Origin of the sequence: Streptomyces sp. NBC_00704, from assembly GCF_036226605.1 — a bacterium.
GTDB lineage: Bacteria > Actinomycetota > Actinomycetes > Streptomycetales > Streptomycetaceae > Streptomyces.
The window spans coordinates 1,157,194-1,171,804 of sequence record NZ_CP109000.1; the positions used below are offsets into that span (position 1 = coordinate 1,157,194).

Below are 14,611 nucleotides of genomic sequence, written 5' to 3' on the forward strand. Positions count from 1 at the left end.
GGCCCCCGGCCGGGGCGGACGGACGGCGGCCGTCCGGATGGCGGAATCCCGCGTCCGGGCGGCCGCCCCGTGGTGGGATCGGCGCATGTCTGATCTGCGGATACGGGCCGCGACACCCGATGACCTGGACACCGTGCTGGCCTTCTGGAAGTCGGCCGCCGAGGGCACGAGCATCAGCGACGACCGCGCCGGGGTGGAGCGCCTCGTCGCCCGCGACCCCCGGGCGCTGATCCTGGCCGAGCAGGACGGCGAGCTGGTCGGGACGGTCATCGCCGGTTTCGACGGATGGCGGTGCCATCTGTACCGGCTGGCCGTGCACCCCGCGCGGCGGCGCCGGGGCGTCGGCTCGGCGCTGCTCGCGGCGGCGGAGGAGCGGTTCGTGCGGCTGGGCGGCCGGCGCGGTGACGCGATGGTGCTCACCCGCAACGAGACGGCGCATCATGCCTGGCGCGCGGCGGGGTACGCGCCCGAGGAGAAGTGGCGGCGCTGGGTGAAGCCGCTCGCCGACTGATCGAGAGCCCGCCGGCTCCGCTTTGCCGATCCTTTACCCTGGAGGGGTCGCGTGGATCACCGCGCGGCCCCCACGACGCCATGAAAGGTGTGAGCGTCCGCCCATGGGCGAGCCTCCCCGTACCCGCACCCGTACCCGCACGCGACATCGCGCGCTGCCGCCCGCCCTGCCCGATCCTGGGACGGAGGTGACCCGATGACCGAAGTGCTGCTGCTCCTGGTGGCGATCCTGCTGTCGTTGGCGTGCGGCGCGTTCGTGGCCGCCGAGTTCTCCCTGACCACCGTCGAACGCGGCGAACTCGAACGGGCGGTGGAGCGCGGTGAGCGCGGCGCGGCCGGGGCGCTCAAGGCCGTCCGCAACCTCACCTTCCAGCTCTCGGGCGCCCAACTGGGCATCACGGTCACCAACCTGGTGGTCGGCATGCTGTCCGAGCCGTCGATCGCCAAGCTGATCTCCGGGCCGCTGGAGTCGCTCGGCCTGTCGGACACCGCCGCCGGCTCCGTGGCGCTGGTGCTGGGCACGGCCCTGTCGACCGTGTTCCTGATGGTCGTCGGCGAACTCGTGCCCAAGAACTGGGCTATCTCCTCCCCGCTGACGGTCGCCAAGGGCGTGGGCAACGCGCAGCGCTGGTTCAGCGCCGCCTTCCGGCCCTTCATCAGCCATCTCAACGAGACCGCCAACCGGATCGTGCGCCTCTTCGGCGTGGAGCCCACCGAGGAACTGGCCGCCGCGCGCAGCCCCCAGGAACTCGTGGCGCTCGCCCGGCACTCCGCGAGGGAGGGCGCGCTGGAGGCGGACACCGCCGAGCTGTTCGTGCGCACCCTGAACCTGGCCGATCTGACCGCCGAGAACGTGATGACCCCGCGCGTGCAGGTCGTCGCGCTGGAGGCGTCGGCGACCTGCGAGGACGTCGCCAACGCCACCCGGGCCACGGGGCTGTCCCGCTTCCCCGTGTACCGCGGCGGCCTCGACGCCGTCGTCGGCACGGCGCACATCAAGGACGCGCTGGCGGTCCCGGCCGGACGGCGCCCGCGCGTGCCGGTCGCGGAGATCATGCGCGAACCCCTGCTGGTGCCCGAGTCCCTCACCGTGGACCGGCTGCTGGACCGGCTGTCCGGCAAGCGGACCATGGCCGTCGTCATCGACGAGTACGGCGGCACGGCGGGCGTGGCGACGCTGGAGGACATCGTCGAGGAGGTCGTCGGCGAGGTCCGCGACGAGCACGACCCGCACGAGACGCCCGACCTCGCCCCCGCCGGCTCCGACGACGACGGCCGCACCCTGTACTCGGCCGACGGCTCCGCCCGCACCGACCAGCTCGCCCGCGTCGGCCTGCGGGCCCCGGAGGGCCCCTACGAGACGCTGGCCGGTCTGGTCGCCGCCGAGCTGGGCCGGATACCGGCCGTCGGCGACACCCTGGAGGTCGCCGGCTGGCGCATGGACGTCGTGGACGCCTCCGGCCGCCGGGCCGCCCGGGTGCTGCTCCACGCACCGCTCGCAGACACCCCCGCGGAAGGGGCCGACACGTGATCGCCGTCCAGTTGCTCATCGCCCTGGCGACCCTCGTCGTCAACGCCTTCTTCGTCGGCGCCGAGTTCGCGCTGATCTCCGTACGCCGCTCCCAGATCGATCCCCACGCCGAGCAGGGCGACCGGCGCGCCCGCAGCGTGCTGTGGGGGCTACAGCACGTGTCGGCCCTGCTGGCGGCCGCCCAGCTCGGCATCACCCTGTGCACGCTGCTCCTCGGCGTGGTCGCCGAGCCCGCCATCGCGCACCTGCTGGAGCCGGTGTTCCACGCCGTGGGAGTGCCCGAGAGCGCCGGTCACGCGGTGTCCTTCGTGATCGCGCTGGTCCTCGCCACCTATCTGCACATGCTGCTCGGCGAGATGGTCCCCAAGAACCTCGCGCTCGCCGAGCCGGTGCGCGCCGCGCTGCTGCTGGGCCCGCCGCTGGTCGCCGTCGCCCGGGGACTGCGGCCGGTGATCTTCGCGATCAACGCCTTCGCGAACGGCCTGCTGAAGCTGCTGCGGATCGAGACGAAGGACGAGGTCACGGCGACCTTCTCGGACGCGGAACTGGCGCAGATCGTCCGCGACGCGGGCGAGGCCGGGCTGATCGACGACCGCGCCCAGGAGCGGCTGCACGACGCCCTGGAGCTGGGCCGCCGCCCGGTGCGCGACGTCGTCCTGCCGCTGGAGCGGGTCGTCCACGCGCGCGTGGGCGTCACTCCCGAGGGCCTGGAGAGGCTCGCGGCCGAGTCCGGGTTCTCCCGGTTCCCAGTGGTGGACGAGGGCCGGCGCATCGTCGGCTACCTGCACGTGAAGGACGCGCTGGACGCCTCGCCCCGGGACGTCCCGTTCCGGCCGGAGGACATGCGGGCCATCGCGCGCGTGCGGGGGACGACCCCGCTGGACGACGTCCTGACCGCCATGCGCGGCAGCCGCACCCATCTGGCGGCCGTCCTGGGCTCCGACGGCCGGCTGGCCGGCCTGGTGACCATGGAGGACGTGCTGCGCGAGCTGTTCGGGCAGCGGGCCTGACGGCGGACCGACGGGAGCGGGTGCCGAGCGGCGCCCGGCGGTGTCGCGCGCCCGGCGGAGGCGACCGACCGCCGGGTATGCGACTCGGGCTACCATCTGTGTCGCCATGCAGACGAACCCCGCACACACCAGCCTGGTCGCCGTCGGCGACTCCTTCACCGAGGGCATGTCCGACCTGCTGCCCGACGGCACCTACCGGGGCTGGGCGGACCTCCTCGCCGCGCGGATGGCCGCCCGCGCCCCCGGCTTCCGGTACGCCAACCTGGCGGTGCGCGGCAAGCTGATCGGGCAGATCGTCGAGGAGCAGGTGCCGGTGGCGGCCGCGATGGGCGCGGACGTGATCACCCTGGTCGGCGGCCTCAACGACACCCTGCGGCCCAAGTGCGACATGGGCCGGGTCAAGGGGCTGCTCACGGAGGCCGTGGAGCGGCTGGCGCCGTCCTGCAAGCAGCTGGTCCTCATGCGCAGCCCGGGGCGCAGCGGTCCCGTCCTGGAGCGGTTCCGCCCGCGCATGGAGGAGCTGTTCGCGTGCGTCGAGGAGCTGGGCGCGCGCCACGACGCGCTCGTCGTCGACCTGTACGGCGCTCCGTCGCTGAGCGACCCGCGCATGTGGGACGTCGACCGGCTGCACCTGACGGCGGAGGGGCACCGCCGGGTCGCCGAGGCCGTCTGGCAGACCCTCGGGCACGATCCGCAGGACCCGGACGGCACGCAATGGCACGTGCCGATGGCCGCGACGCCGCCCCCGGGGTGGGCCGCCCGCCGGGTCGCCGACGCGCGGTTCGCCCGGCAGCACCTGCTGCCCTGGATCGCCCGCCGCCTCACCGGCCGCTCCTCGGGCGACGGCCTGCCGCCCAAGCGGCCCGACCTGCTGCCGTACGAGGACCCGACAGTCTGACGCTCCCGCACGCCGGGCGTGAGACCGCACATCCGGTCGGGGGCCAACACGACCGGCCCGACGGTCCGACGCTCCCGCACGCAGGGCGGGGGGCCGCACGACCGAGGCGGGGCCCACATGACCGGGCGCGGAGACCGCACGGCCGGGCGGGGGCCGCACGACCGAGCCGGGTTCACACGGCCGGTCGCGGGGCCGCACGACCGGGGCGGGGTCGCGCGGCCGGGGCTGCTGTGCCGCGTGACGTCGGTCTCGTAGGTTCCGCCGAACGGGACCGCGGCGCCGGCCTGCACGAAGCGCCAGTAGAATCCGGTCACGTGACTTCCGCTGCCGCCAAGCCCCGCATCCCGAACGTCCTCGCCGGACGCTACGCCTCGACCGAGCTCGCCACGCTCTGGTCGCCCGAGCAGAAGGTGAAGCTGGAGCGTCAGCTCTGGCTCGCCGTGCTGAGGGCTCAGAAGGACCTCGGGATCGAGGTGCCGGACGCGGCGATCGCCGACTACGAGCGCGTCCTCGACACCGTGGACCTGGCCTCGATCGCCGAGCGCGAGAAGGTCACCCGGCACGACGTCAAGGCCCGCATCGAGGAGTTCAACGACCTCGCCGGGCACGAGCAGGTCCACAAGGGCATGACGTCCCGCGACCTGACGGAGAACGTCGAGCAGCTCCAGATCCGCCTCTCGCTGGAACTGGTCCGCGACCGCACGGTCGCCGTGCTGGCCCGCCTGGGCCGGCTGGCCGGCGAGTACGGCGAGCTGGTCATGGCCGGCCGCTCGCACAACGTGGCCGCGCAGGCCACGACCCTGGGCAAGCGGTTCGCGACCGCCGCCGACGAGCTCCTCGTCGCCTACGGCCGGGTCGAGGAACTGCTCGGCCGCTACCCGCTGCGCGGCGTCAAGGGCCCCGTGGGCACCGCTCAGGACATGCTGGACCTGCTGGGCGGGGACGCCGCCAAGCTGGCCGAGCTGGAGGACCGGATCGCCGGTCACCTGGGCTTCTCGCAGGCGTTCACCTCGGTCGGCCAGGTCTACCCGCGCTCGCTGGACTACGAGGTGGTGACGGCCCTGGTGCAGCTCGCCGCGGCCCCCTCCTCGCTGGCGAAGACGATCCGGCTGATGGCCGGGCACGAGCTGGTCACCGAGGGCTTCAAGCCCGGCCAGGTCGGCTCCTCCGCCATGCCGCACAAGATGAACACCCGCTCCTGCGAACGCGTCAACGGCCTGATGGTCGTCCTGCGCGGCTACGCGTCGATGACCGGCGAGCTGGCGGGCGACCAGTGGAACGAGGGCGACGTGTCCTGCTCGGTGGTGCGCCGGGTCGCGCTGCCGGACGCGTTCTTCGCGCTCGACGGCCTGCTGGAGACGTTCCTGACGGTCCTCGACGAGTTCGGCGCCTTCCCGGCCGTCGTCGCCCGCGAGCTCGACCGCTACCTGCCGTTCCTCGCCACCACCAAGGTGCTGATGGGCGCGGTGCGCGCGGGCGTCGGCCGCGAGGTCGCGCACGAGGCCATCAAGGAGAACGCCGTGGCCTCGGCGCTGGCGATGCGCGAGCGGGGCGCCGAGCGCAACGAGCTGCTGGACAAGCTGGCGGCGGACGAGCGCCTGCCGCTCGACCGGGCGCAGCTCGACGCGCTGATGGCCGACAAGCTGTCGTTCACAGGCGCCGCGTCCGCGCAGGTCGCCGTCGTGGTCGGCCGGATCGAGGAGATCGTCAAGCAGCGGCCCGAGGCCGCCGGTTACACGCCGGGAGCGATCCTCTGACGCGCTTCACCCAGGCGGAGCTGGAGGCCGCCCGCGACCGTCTCGTCCCGGACGTCGTCGCGGACGGCCTGCGCGTGTTGTTCTGCGGCATCAACCCGGGCCTGATGACGGCGGCGACCGGCCACCACTTCGCCCGCCCCGGCAACCGCTTCTGGCCCGTGCTGCACCTGTCCGGCTTCACGCCGAGGCTGCTGAAGCCGGCCGAGCAGGGGGAGCTGCCGGGCTTCGGGCTCGGCATCACCAACGTGGTGGCGCGGGCGACGGCCCGGGCGGACGAGCTGAGCGCCGAGGAGTACCGAGAGGGCGGCCGGCTGCTGGAGCGGAAGGTGACGGCGCTGAAGCCGCGTTGGCTGGCGGTGGTCGGAGTGACCGCCTACCGGGCCGCTTTCGACGACCGCAGGGCCGCGGTGGGGCCGCAGGAGCGGCTCATCGGGGACACCCGCGTGTGGGTGCTGCCGAACCCCAGCGGTCTGAACGCGCACTGGACGACGGCGACGATGGCGCAGGAGTTCGCCCGGCTGCGGGCGGCGGCGCAGGACTGACGGCGACGCGGGGCTGACCGCGGTCGGCGCGACGGTCAGGGCGGGCCGGTCTCCGTCACCACCAGCAGGAGCTGGAAGGGCAGTTCCGGGTCCCACTGGGAGACGCCGAGGGCCAGCCAGCGCGGGGTGCCGGGCACCTGCCACAGGTGCAGGTCCGGAACGTGACCGCTGAGCGAGGCCCACGGCTCGGGTATGTCCTCGCCCTCCAGGGAGCGTTCCAGCGTGCTCGCCAGACTGACGAGGTGCGGCGGCCCCCAGCGGTCGGTCAGCCGCTGCGTGAGCCCGTCCCGGTCGGCCTCGTACTGCTCCTCCGTCGCCTCCCTCGCGCTGCGGCCCTCGTCGAAGAAGTCGCCGCTGGTCTGCAACTCCGCCACGAGATACCCCTCCGCGGGCAGCGCCCGGACGCTCAGCAGGTCGACGGCGGCCAGACCATGGGCGATGTCCATGTGATCCAGTAAACCGGCCGCCACTGACAATTGGCGGCCCGTCAGCACGCCGGCCCGCTCAGGCGTCCCGCGCCCGCACCCGCCACGCGCCGACGGCGACCGCCGCCGCCGTCCACAGGGCGGTCACCGCGAGCCCGGTCCACGGCCCCAGAAGGCCGTCCCACCTGCTGTGCAGGACGACTTGACCGGCCCGGTCGGGCAGCAGGTCGGCGGCGTTGCCGTTCACGTCGCCGATGACGAAGGACACGACCAGGAGGAAGGGCACGAGGATGCTCAGGGTCCCGACCCCGCTGCGCAGGACCGTGGTGAGGCCGGCCGCGAGCAGGGCCATCAGCGTCAGGTAGACGGCGCAGCCGACCGTCCCGCGCGCCCACTCCGCCGGGGTCGCCTCCTGCTCCCCCGGCCCCGCGGCCGCCGCTGCGACGGTCAGGGCGGCCAGGCCCGTGACGAGGCCGACGGCGAACACCGCAAGGCCGATCGCCGTCAGCTTGGCGGCGAACCAGCGGCCCCGGCGGGGCACCGCGGCCAGCGACAGGCGCAGGGCTCCGGCACGGAACTCGGCGGACACGGCCGTGGTGCCGAAGGCGATCGCCGCGATCTGACCGAGGGTCACGCCGAAGAACGCCGAGAACAGGGCGTCGTCGCCGCCCTCGTCGAGTCCGGCCAGTGCGGAGAACGCTGCCGTGGCGAGCGGCAGGGCGGCCAGGGCGCCGATCTGCGCGCGCAGTGTGCGGATCTTGATCCACTCGGCGTGGAGTGCGGGCGGGAACGCCGGGGAACTCATGCTCGGGCCTCCTCGTGGGGCCGGGACGCGAACTCGGCGTCGGCGGCGGTGAGAGCGAGGTAGGCCTGCTCGAGCGTGCCTTCCTGCGCCGAGAGTTCGAGCAGCGGGACACCCGCCGCGGAGACGAGCGGGCCGATGTCGTCCACGCGCGCGTGGCGCACGGTCCAGTGCCCGTCGGGATGGTGGACGGCGGTGTGGCCGTGCCGGGCGAGGGCGTTCTTCAGGGCGGCCGGATCCGTCGTGCGGATGCGGACGCCCGGCTGCACGCGCGTGTCGATGAACTCGCGCAGGGGGGTGTCGGCGAGCAGGCGGCCCCGGCCGAGGACGACGAGGTGGTCCGCGAAGGACGCGGTCTCGTTCATGAGGTGGCTGGAGACCAGCACGGTGCGGCCCTCTCCGGCGAGCCGGCGCAGCAACCCCCGGATCCAGACGATGCCTTCGGGGTCCAGGCCGTTGGCGGGTTCGTCGAGCAGGACGACGGCGGGGTCGCCGAGCAGGGCGGCGGCGATGCCGAGCCGCTGGCGCATGCCGAGGGAGTACGTCCTGACCCGGCGCCGGGCGGCCGGGGCCAGTCCGGTCTCCTCCAGCACCCGGTCGACCCGGCCGGCGGGCAGGCGGTTGCTCGCGGCGAGGGCGAGCAGGTGGTCGCGCCCGGTCCGTGAGCCGTGGGCGGCCCCGGCGTCGAGCAGGGCGCCGACGTGGCGGAGGGGTTCGGTGAGGGTGGCGTAGGGGCGGCCCGCCAGGGTGGCGGTACCGGCGGTCGGCCGGTCGAGGCCGAGCAGGAGACGCAAGGTGGTGGACTTGCCCGCGCCGTTGGGGCCGAGGAAGCCGGTGACGCGGCCGGGCAGGACCTGGAAGGTGAGCCGGTCCACGGCCCGCCGGGGGCCGTACTCCTTGGTGAGCCGGTGGACGTCGATGCTGGTCATGTCCATCACCCTGGCCGCCGGCCGGGGCGGGGGCCTCCCCCGCGCGTGGAGTTCCTCTCCCCCGCCCGGGGGAGGCCCGTTGTCGGCGGGGCCTGCCACCATGTCCGCATGGGCCGCCTGTTGAGCCCGCTGCTGCGGGGGAAGACGTACACACGACTGCTGCACCTGTGGGTGCCGATGCTGGTCGTGAGCGTCTGGATGTTCGTCGCGCCCGAGCGGCCCTGGGTGCCCGCTCTCGCGCTCGTCCCGGTCGGGCTCGTTCCCGCCGTGCGCAGGGGCGAGGGGGTGCAGGCGCAGTTGCTGCTCACGCCGGACGAGCGGGAGCCGGGGTTCTCGGTGGCTCCGTCGGCGACCTGGCGGGACCGGCTCCGTACGGTGCTGTGGCTGGAAGTGCGCATGGCGTTCGGCGTGGTGACCGCGTTCGCCTGCGTCTGGCTGCCGGTCGCGGTGGTCGAACTGGTCCGCAGCGCGCGCGGTGGTGCGGGCGCCGGCGTCCCGGGCCTTCCCGCGCTGGGGGCGCACTGGTGGTCGGCGCTCCTGACGCCGCTTCCGCTGCTCGTCCTGTACGCACTGGTCGTCGCGCTGGGCGAGGCGGCCACCTCCCTCGCGCGGCGGCTCCTGGGCCCGTCGGCCGCGGAACGGCTCGCCGCCCTGGAGTCGCGCACCGAGCAGCTCTTGGAGCGCAACCGGATCGCCCGGGAGCTGCACGACTCGATCGGGCACGCGCTCACCGTGGCGGTGGTGCAGGCGGGCGCGGCCCGGGCGGCGGGCGATCCGGCGTTCACCGACCGGGCGCTCGGGGCGATCGAGGAGACCGGCCGGGCCGCCCTGGAGGACCTGGAGCGGGTGCTGGGCGTGCTGCGGGAGGCCGAGCGGCCCTTGAGCCGTCGGCCGACGCTGGCGGAGGCCGACCGCCTGCTGCACTCGGCGCGGGCCTCGGGCGCGGAGATCGACGCCGAGGTGACGGGCCCGCTGGAGCGGGTTCCGGGGCCGGTGTCGCGTGAGGGATACCGCATCCTCCAGGAGTCGTTGACGAACGTGCTGCGGCATGCGGGGCCCGTTCCGGTCCGGGTGCGCGTCGGGGTCGCCGACGGCGTCCTCCGCCTGGAGGTGCGCAACCGGCTCTCCGGTCCCGTGCCCGGCCCCGGGCGGGGCAGCGGGCTGCGGGGCATACGGGAGCGCGCGGCGCTGCTCGGCGGCCGGGCCTCGACGGGGCCGGACGCGGGCGACTGGCAGGTCCACGCGGAGTTGCCCGCCGAGTTGACCCAGAGCCGGTGACCCCTTGCGATCACGGCCATACACCTAGGGTGGACGGATGCCGGTGACCGTGCTTCTCGTCGACGACGAACCCCTGGTGCGCGCGGGCCTGCGGGCGGTGCTGGAGGCGCAGTCAGGCATCGAGGTGGTCGGCGAGGCGGCGGACGGGGCGGCGGTGATCCCGCTGGTGCGGCGGTTGCGGCCCGACGTCGTCGCGATGGACGTCCGGATGCCGCTGATGGACGGCATCGAGGCCACGCGCGCGGTGCTGCGCACGGTGGACAGGCCGCCCAAGATCCTGGTCGTGACGACCTTCGAGAACGACGAGTACGTGTACGAGGCGCTGCGCGCGGGCGCGGACGGGTTCCTGCTGAAGCGGGCCCGGCCCGCCGAGATCGTGCACGCCGTGCGCCTGATCGCCGAAGGCGAGTCGCTGCTGTTCCCGGCCTCGGTGCGACGGCTGGCCGCCGAGTACGGCGGCGGGGGCGGGGCGGCGAACCAAGCGGCGCGCGACGTGCTGGAGCGGGCCCGGCTGACCGGCCGGGAGGCCGAGGTGCTGCGGCTGATGGCGCGCGGGCTGTCCAACGCGGAGATCGCCGCCGGGCTCCTCGTGGGGGCCGAGACCGTGAAGTCGCATGTGAGCGCGGTGCTGACGAAACTGGGGGCGCGGGACCGCACCCAGGCGGTGATCACCGCGTACGAATCGGGGTTCGTGGCCCCTGGGTGAACGGTGCGTGACGACTTCGGTACGAAGGCGGCACTCGCCCGGGTCCGCCCCGCCGAGTACGATCCGCCCCAGCACGGGCTCGAGCTGGAAGGACGCACCTTGGGGCGGTTGACGGGCGGGGATCCCTCGTTGTTGCGAAGGATCAACTCCGCGGTGGTGCTGCACGCGCTGCGTGCGGCGGACTGCGCGACGCTCACGGAGATCACCCGCGTGACGGGCCTGTCCCGGCCGACCGTGGAGGGGGTCGTGGAGGACCTCATCGGGGCGGGGCTCGTCGTGGAGAAGGCGGCCGACGTGAGCGTGGCCCGACGGCAGGGGCGGCCCGCGCGGCGGTTCCGGTTCCGGGCCGAGGCCGGTCATCTGCTGGGCCTGGAGATCGGCTCGCACCGGGTGGCCGCGCTGCTGGCGGATCTGGACGGGCGGGTGCTGGGCGCGCAGTCCAGGGTGGTGGAGGAGTCCGCGCCGGCCGACGACCGGCTGGAGCGGCTGCGCGGCGCGGTCGCGGAGCTGCTGCGCCGGGCGGACGTGCCGCGCAGTTCGCTGCGGGCGGTCGGGGTCGGCACGCCGGGGATCGTCGAGGCGGACGGCACGGTGCGGCTGGGCACCGCGCTGCCGGAGTGGACGGGGCTGCGGCTGGGCGAGCGGCTGAGCCGTTCCTTCAAGTGCCCGGTCCTGGTGGAGAACGACGCCAACGCGGCGGCCGTGGCCGAGCACTGGAAGGGCTCCGCCACCGAGTCCGACGACGTGGTCTTCGTGCTGGCCGGGCTCAGTCCGGGCGCCGGCTCGCTGATCGGCGGCCGTCTGCACCGGGGTTTCGGCGGGGCGGCCGGGGAGATCGGCGCGCTGCACCTGCTGGGGCGCGAGGTGACGCCGGAGACGCTGCTGTCCACCACGGACGAGCCGTTGCATCCGCTGGACGAGCAGGCGGTCGCCGCGGTGTTCGCGCAGGCGCGGGAGGGCGACCGGCGGGCCCGGGCCGCGGTGGACCGCTTCATCCAGCGGCTCGTCCACGACGTGGCGGCGCTGGTGCTGGCCGTCGATCCGGAGCTGGTGGTGGTCGGCGGCTGGGCGGCCGGTCTGGACGGTGTGCTGGAGCCGCTGCGCGACGAGCTGGCCCGCTACTGCCTGCGGCCGCCGAGGGTGGCCCTGTCGATGCTCGGCGAGGCGGCGGTGGCGACCGGGGCGCTGCGGCTGGCCCTCGACCATGTGGAGGAGCAGTTGTTCGCGGTGGAGGGCACGGTCACGGCGCGGCGGTGAGGCCCGTCACCGCGGGAACGCGCGGCGGCGCGGAGAGGCCGTCACCGGGGGGAACGCGCGGCCGCCTTGGAGGAGTTCCGGGCCGCGGCGCGGGCCGTCCGCCCGGAGTGTCCGGCGCGCGTGCGGCGGGGTGCGGGCCGTTCGGGAGCCCGCCCCTCGCGGCCGCCCCTCGCGGCCGGTCACGGACGGACGTCCGGGAGGCCGCTCACCCCTGGGGGCCGTGGTGTATCTCCACGCCGCCCGACGTGCCGAACGTCAGCCGGCAGGTGTCGGCGCGGTACGTCGCGACGGAGAGCGCCGCGGTGCGGCCCTCGGCGAAGAAGCGGGTGGTGACCACGAGGACGGGTGCGCCGGGCAGCCGGTCCAGCTCCCTGGCGTCGTCCGCGCCGGCCGAGCCCAGCTCCACCGAGCGGTCCTGGCCCTGGAGTTCGAGGCGCTGGAGTTCGCCGAGCACCGCACGCGCGCGTGCCGCGTCGCCGTGGGCGTCGCTCCCGGTCGCCTCGGGGGCCGACCTCAGGGGGACGTAGAGCAGTTCCGCGGCGACGGGCCGGCCGTCCGACACGCGCGACCTGCGCACGATGTGCACGACCTGGTCGCGGGCGGTCTCCAGGGCGGTGGCGACGGCCGCGGGCGGAGCCGCGAGGGTGCTGTCGACGGGCTGCCAGGCGTCGTCGCCCGTGCCGGGCCACGACTGCCGCTCGGTGCCGACGGCGACGCCCGTCCGCGGCGGCGCCACGGTCGTGCCGACGCCGCGGCGGCGCTGCAACCTGCCTTCCAGCTCGAGCTGGTCCAGGGCCTGGCGCAGCGTCGCGCGGGCGACTCCGAAGCGAGCGGCCAGCTCGCGCTCGTTGGGCAGGATCTCGCCCACGGTGAACTCCGAGTCGAGCGCTTCGCTGAGCACCGTCCTCAGATGCCAGTACTTCGGCTCGGATACCGATTCCAGTTGCGTGGTCCCCACCCTGTCCTCCGCGATCGCCGTGGTCGGCAGCGCTTTTTTCGTGCCCTTGTTTATTAAAGGTTGTTGCACTTCTCTGCGACCATAGGACGCCCCCCATCCTTGGTCAATACCAATCCGGGGACCCCGTCGACCCAAGTGGCTCTTGGGGGAAAGCGTTTACGAAAGTTTCGGGCACGGGTGCCCGCGTGACACTCCCGGAACGCTCCCGCCGTCAAGGCGGCCCCGTGCGCCCGGCGGGAACTACGGTGGCCGGGTCCGGCGCTGCGCCGGGTCCGGCGACACGGGAGGTCCGCTGTGCGGTACGCGGTGCTGGGTACGGGCGAGGTCGGGCGCACGCTGGGCGGCGCGCTGGTGCGGCTGGGGCACTCGGTGGTCCTGGGGTCGCGCACGAAGGACAATCCGGCGGCCGCGGAGTGGGCGCGCGCGGCGGGGGCGGGAGCGAGCACGGGAACGTTCGCGGAGGCGGCCGCGGCCTCCGAGGCCGTCGTGAACGCCGTGTCCGGGCGGGTGGCCGTGGCGGCGCTGCGGTCGGCCGGGGCGACCCACCTGGACGGCAAGGTCGTGCTCGACGTGTCCAACCCGCTGGCCTTCGAGGACGGCGAGGCGCGGTTGTCGCCCGTGGAGTCGGACAGCGTGGGCGAGCAGATCCAGCGGGCGTTCCCTCGGGCGCGCGTGGTCAAGTCCCTCAACACGGTCAACTGCCGGGTGATGGTGGATCCCGCGCGCGTGCCCGGGGAGCACCAGGTGTTCGTGTGCGGGGACGACGAGGACGCCAAGAGCCGCGTCACCGCGCTGCTCGGGGAGTTCGGATGGCCCGCCGGCCGGGTGATCGACCTGGGCGGGATCCGGGCGGCGCGCGGTGTGGAGATGTGGCTGCCGCTCTGGCTCGATCTCATGCGCCGGTTCGGTCACGCCGACTTCAACCTGGAGCTGCGCAGGGCCCGTTGAGCCGGACGGGCGGCGGGGAGGAAGGCGCGGGGCGGGCGCTCGCGGGGTTCGCCCGGCCGGGGGCTACCCGCTGGTAGTAATTGCTGACAAGCTGTCTACGGCGTCCACCGGCCTGTCCAGACGAGGAGTTCCCATGTCCGCCACCGTCTCCTTCACGGTCCCCTCCCCCGGCGGCCCGCTGCCGGTCACCGTGTCCTACACGCGCGCGGGCCGGGGCGAACCGCTGCTCCTGCTGCACGGCATCGGCCACCACCGCCAGGCGTGGGACCCGGTGACCGGCATCCTGGCCGCCGAACGCGACGTGATCGCCGTGGACCTGCCGGGCTTCGGCGCGTCCCCCGCCCTGCCGGACGGCCTCGCCTACGACCTGCCCACGACGACGGCGGTGTTCGGGGCCTTCTGCGAGGCGATGGAGCTGGACCGGCCCCATGTGGCGGGCAACTCCCTGGGCGGACTGCTCGCCCTGGAACTCGGCCGCGAGAAGCTGGCGCGGACCGTCACCGCGCTGTCCCCGGCCGGGTTCTGGTCGGAGGCGGAACGCCGCTACGCCTTCGGCGTCCTGGCCGCCATGCGGGGGATCTCCCGCCGGCTGCCGCTCCCCCTCGTCGAGCGGCTGGCGAGCACCGCGGCCGGTCGCACCGCCCTCACCAGCACCATCTACGCACGCCCCGCCCGCCGTTCACCCGAGGCGGTGGTCGCCGAGACGCTGGCCCTGGCCCGCGCCACCGGGTTCGACCAGACCCTCAGGGCCGGCATCTCGATCCGCTTCACCGAGGACCTGCCCGGCGTGCCCGTGACCGTCGGCTGGGGCACCCGCGACTGGCTGCTCGTGCGCCGCCAGGGCGTCCGCGTGAAGCAGGTCATTCCGGCCGCGCGCCTGGTGCGGCTGCCCGGCTGCGGCCACTGCCCGATGAACGACGACCCGGCGCTCGTCGCCCGCGTGATCCTCGACGGCAGCCGCTGAGGCGGCCGCACGGTCCGGCGCCCCCGCACCCGCGCCTGTCCCGGCCCACGCTCCGAGGACGACGCCGACCCCGACGAGGGCGCTGCCCACGGCCTG

The 14,611-nt window shown here is 74.6% G+C and carries 15 protein-coding genes; 11 read left to right on the plus strand and 4 right to left on the minus strand.

What is annotated here, in order from left to right; genetic code table 11:
• Window positions 1-85: 85 nt before the first annotated feature.
• The 6 genes from OG802_RS05070 (at window position 86) to mug (ending at window position 6,248) form a co-directional block, all read left to right on the plus strand.
• A complete protein-coding gene (locus OG802_RS05070) occupies window positions 86-511 on the plus strand; it encodes a GNAT family N-acetyltransferase (RefSeq protein WP_329407591.1) in 426 nt (141 codons plus the stop codon).
• A gap of 195 nt (window positions 512-706) precedes the next feature.
• On the plus strand, window positions 707-2,041 hold the full coding sequence (locus tag OG802_RS05075) for a hemolysin family protein (RefSeq protein ID WP_329407592.1): 1,335 nt from the start codon (window positions 707-709) through the stop codon (window positions 2,039-2,041).
• The gene (locus OG802_RS05080; RefSeq protein ID WP_329407594.1) at window positions 2,038-3,051 is read left to right on the plus strand and encodes a hemolysin family protein; all 1,014 of its coding nucleotides are present in this window, start codon (window positions 2,038-2,040) and stop codon (window positions 3,049-3,051) included. The genes OG802_RS05075 and OG802_RS05080 overlap by 4 nt, the downstream gene beginning before the upstream one ends.
• 106 nt (window positions 3,052-3,157) lie before the next feature.
• Window positions 3,158-3,949 carry an SGNH/GDSL hydrolase family protein gene (locus tag OG802_RS05085; RefSeq protein ID WP_329407596.1) on the plus strand — a complete coding sequence of 264 codons (792 nt, stop codon included), beginning with the start codon at window positions 3,158-3,160 and terminating at the stop codon, window positions 3,947-3,949.
• Between the two features lie 314 nt (window positions 3,950-4,263).
• The gene (gene purB / locus OG802_RS05090; RefSeq protein WP_329407598.1) at window positions 4,264-5,706 is read left to right on the plus strand and encodes an adenylosuccinate lyase; all 1,443 of its coding nucleotides are present in this window, start codon (window positions 4,264-4,266) and stop codon (window positions 5,704-5,706) included.
• Window positions 5,703-6,248, plus strand: a complete 546-nt coding sequence (gene mug / locus OG802_RS05095; protein WP_329416939.1) for a G/U mismatch-specific DNA glycosylase — start codon at window positions 5,703-5,705, stop codon at window positions 6,246-6,248. The genes purB and mug overlap by 4 nt, the downstream gene beginning before the upstream one ends.
• Window positions 6,249-6,283: 35 nt before the next feature.
• Here the strand turns inward: mug and OG802_RS05100 are convergent, their stop codons facing one another.
• From OG802_RS05100 to OG802_RS05110, 3 genes are read right to left on the minus strand one after another with little or no spacing between them, the layout of a single operon-like run.
• A complete protein-coding gene (locus tag OG802_RS05100) occupies window positions 6,284-6,694 on the minus strand; it encodes a hypothetical protein (protein WP_329407600.1) in 411 nt (136 codons plus the stop codon).
• A 58-nt stretch (window positions 6,695-6,752) separates the two neighbouring features.
• Entirely contained in the window at window positions 6,753-7,478 is a 726-nt protein-coding gene (locus OG802_RS05105; protein ID WP_329407601.1) for an ABC transporter permease, read from the minus strand.
• On the minus strand, window positions 7,475-8,404 hold the full coding sequence (locus OG802_RS05110; RefSeq protein ID WP_329407602.1) for an ABC transporter ATP-binding protein: 930 nt from the start codon (window positions 8,402-8,404) through the stop codon (window positions 7,475-7,477). Before OG802_RS05110 ends, OG802_RS05105 begins: the two co-directional genes overlap by 4 nt.
• Before the next feature lie 108 nt (window positions 8,405-8,512).
• Here OG802_RS05110 and OG802_RS05115 point away from each other — a divergent pair, with 108 nt between their 5' ends.
• The 3 genes from OG802_RS05115 to OG802_RS05125 all read left to right on the plus strand — a co-directional run bounded on the left by OG802_RS05115 (window position 8,513) and on the right by OG802_RS05125 (window position 11,645).
• On the plus strand, window positions 8,513-9,682 hold the full coding sequence (locus OG802_RS05115; protein ID WP_329407604.1) for a sensor histidine kinase: 1,170 nt from the start codon (window positions 8,513-8,515) through the stop codon (window positions 9,680-9,682).
• A gap of 37 nt (window positions 9,683-9,719) precedes the next feature.
• Complete coding sequence (locus OG802_RS05120) at window positions 9,720-10,388, plus strand: response regulator transcription factor (RefSeq protein ID WP_329407606.1); 669 nt, start codon at window positions 9,720-9,722, stop codon at window positions 10,386-10,388.
• A 99-nt stretch (window positions 10,389-10,487) separates the two neighbouring features.
• A complete protein-coding gene (locus OG802_RS05125) occupies window positions 10,488-11,645 on the plus strand; it encodes an ROK family transcriptional regulator (RefSeq protein WP_329416940.1) in 1,158 nt (385 codons plus the stop codon).
• 205 nt (window positions 11,646-11,850) lie between these two features.
• On the opposite strand, the gene OG802_RS05130 is transcribed toward OG802_RS05125, so the two are convergent.
• Window positions 11,851-12,603 carry a GntR family transcriptional regulator gene (locus OG802_RS05130; protein WP_329407607.1) on the minus strand — a complete coding sequence of 251 codons (753 nt, stop codon included), beginning with the start codon at window positions 12,601-12,603 and terminating at the stop codon, window positions 11,851-11,853.
• A gap of 294 nt (window positions 12,604-12,897) precedes the next feature.
• On the opposite strand from OG802_RS05130, the gene OG802_RS05135 reads away from it, so the two are divergent.
• Together OG802_RS05135 and OG802_RS05140 are read left to right on the plus strand one after the other, a co-directional pair.
• A complete protein-coding gene (locus tag OG802_RS05135) occupies window positions 12,898-13,551 on the plus strand; it encodes an NADPH-dependent F420 reductase (RefSeq protein WP_329407608.1) in 654 nt (217 codons plus the stop codon).
• 133 nt (window positions 13,552-13,684) lie between these two features.
• The gene (locus OG802_RS05140) at window positions 13,685-14,515 is read left to right on the plus strand and encodes an alpha/beta fold hydrolase (protein WP_329407609.1); all 831 of its coding nucleotides are present in this window, start codon (window positions 13,685-13,687) and stop codon (window positions 14,513-14,515) included.
• Window positions 14,516-14,611: the final 96 nt, after the last annotated feature.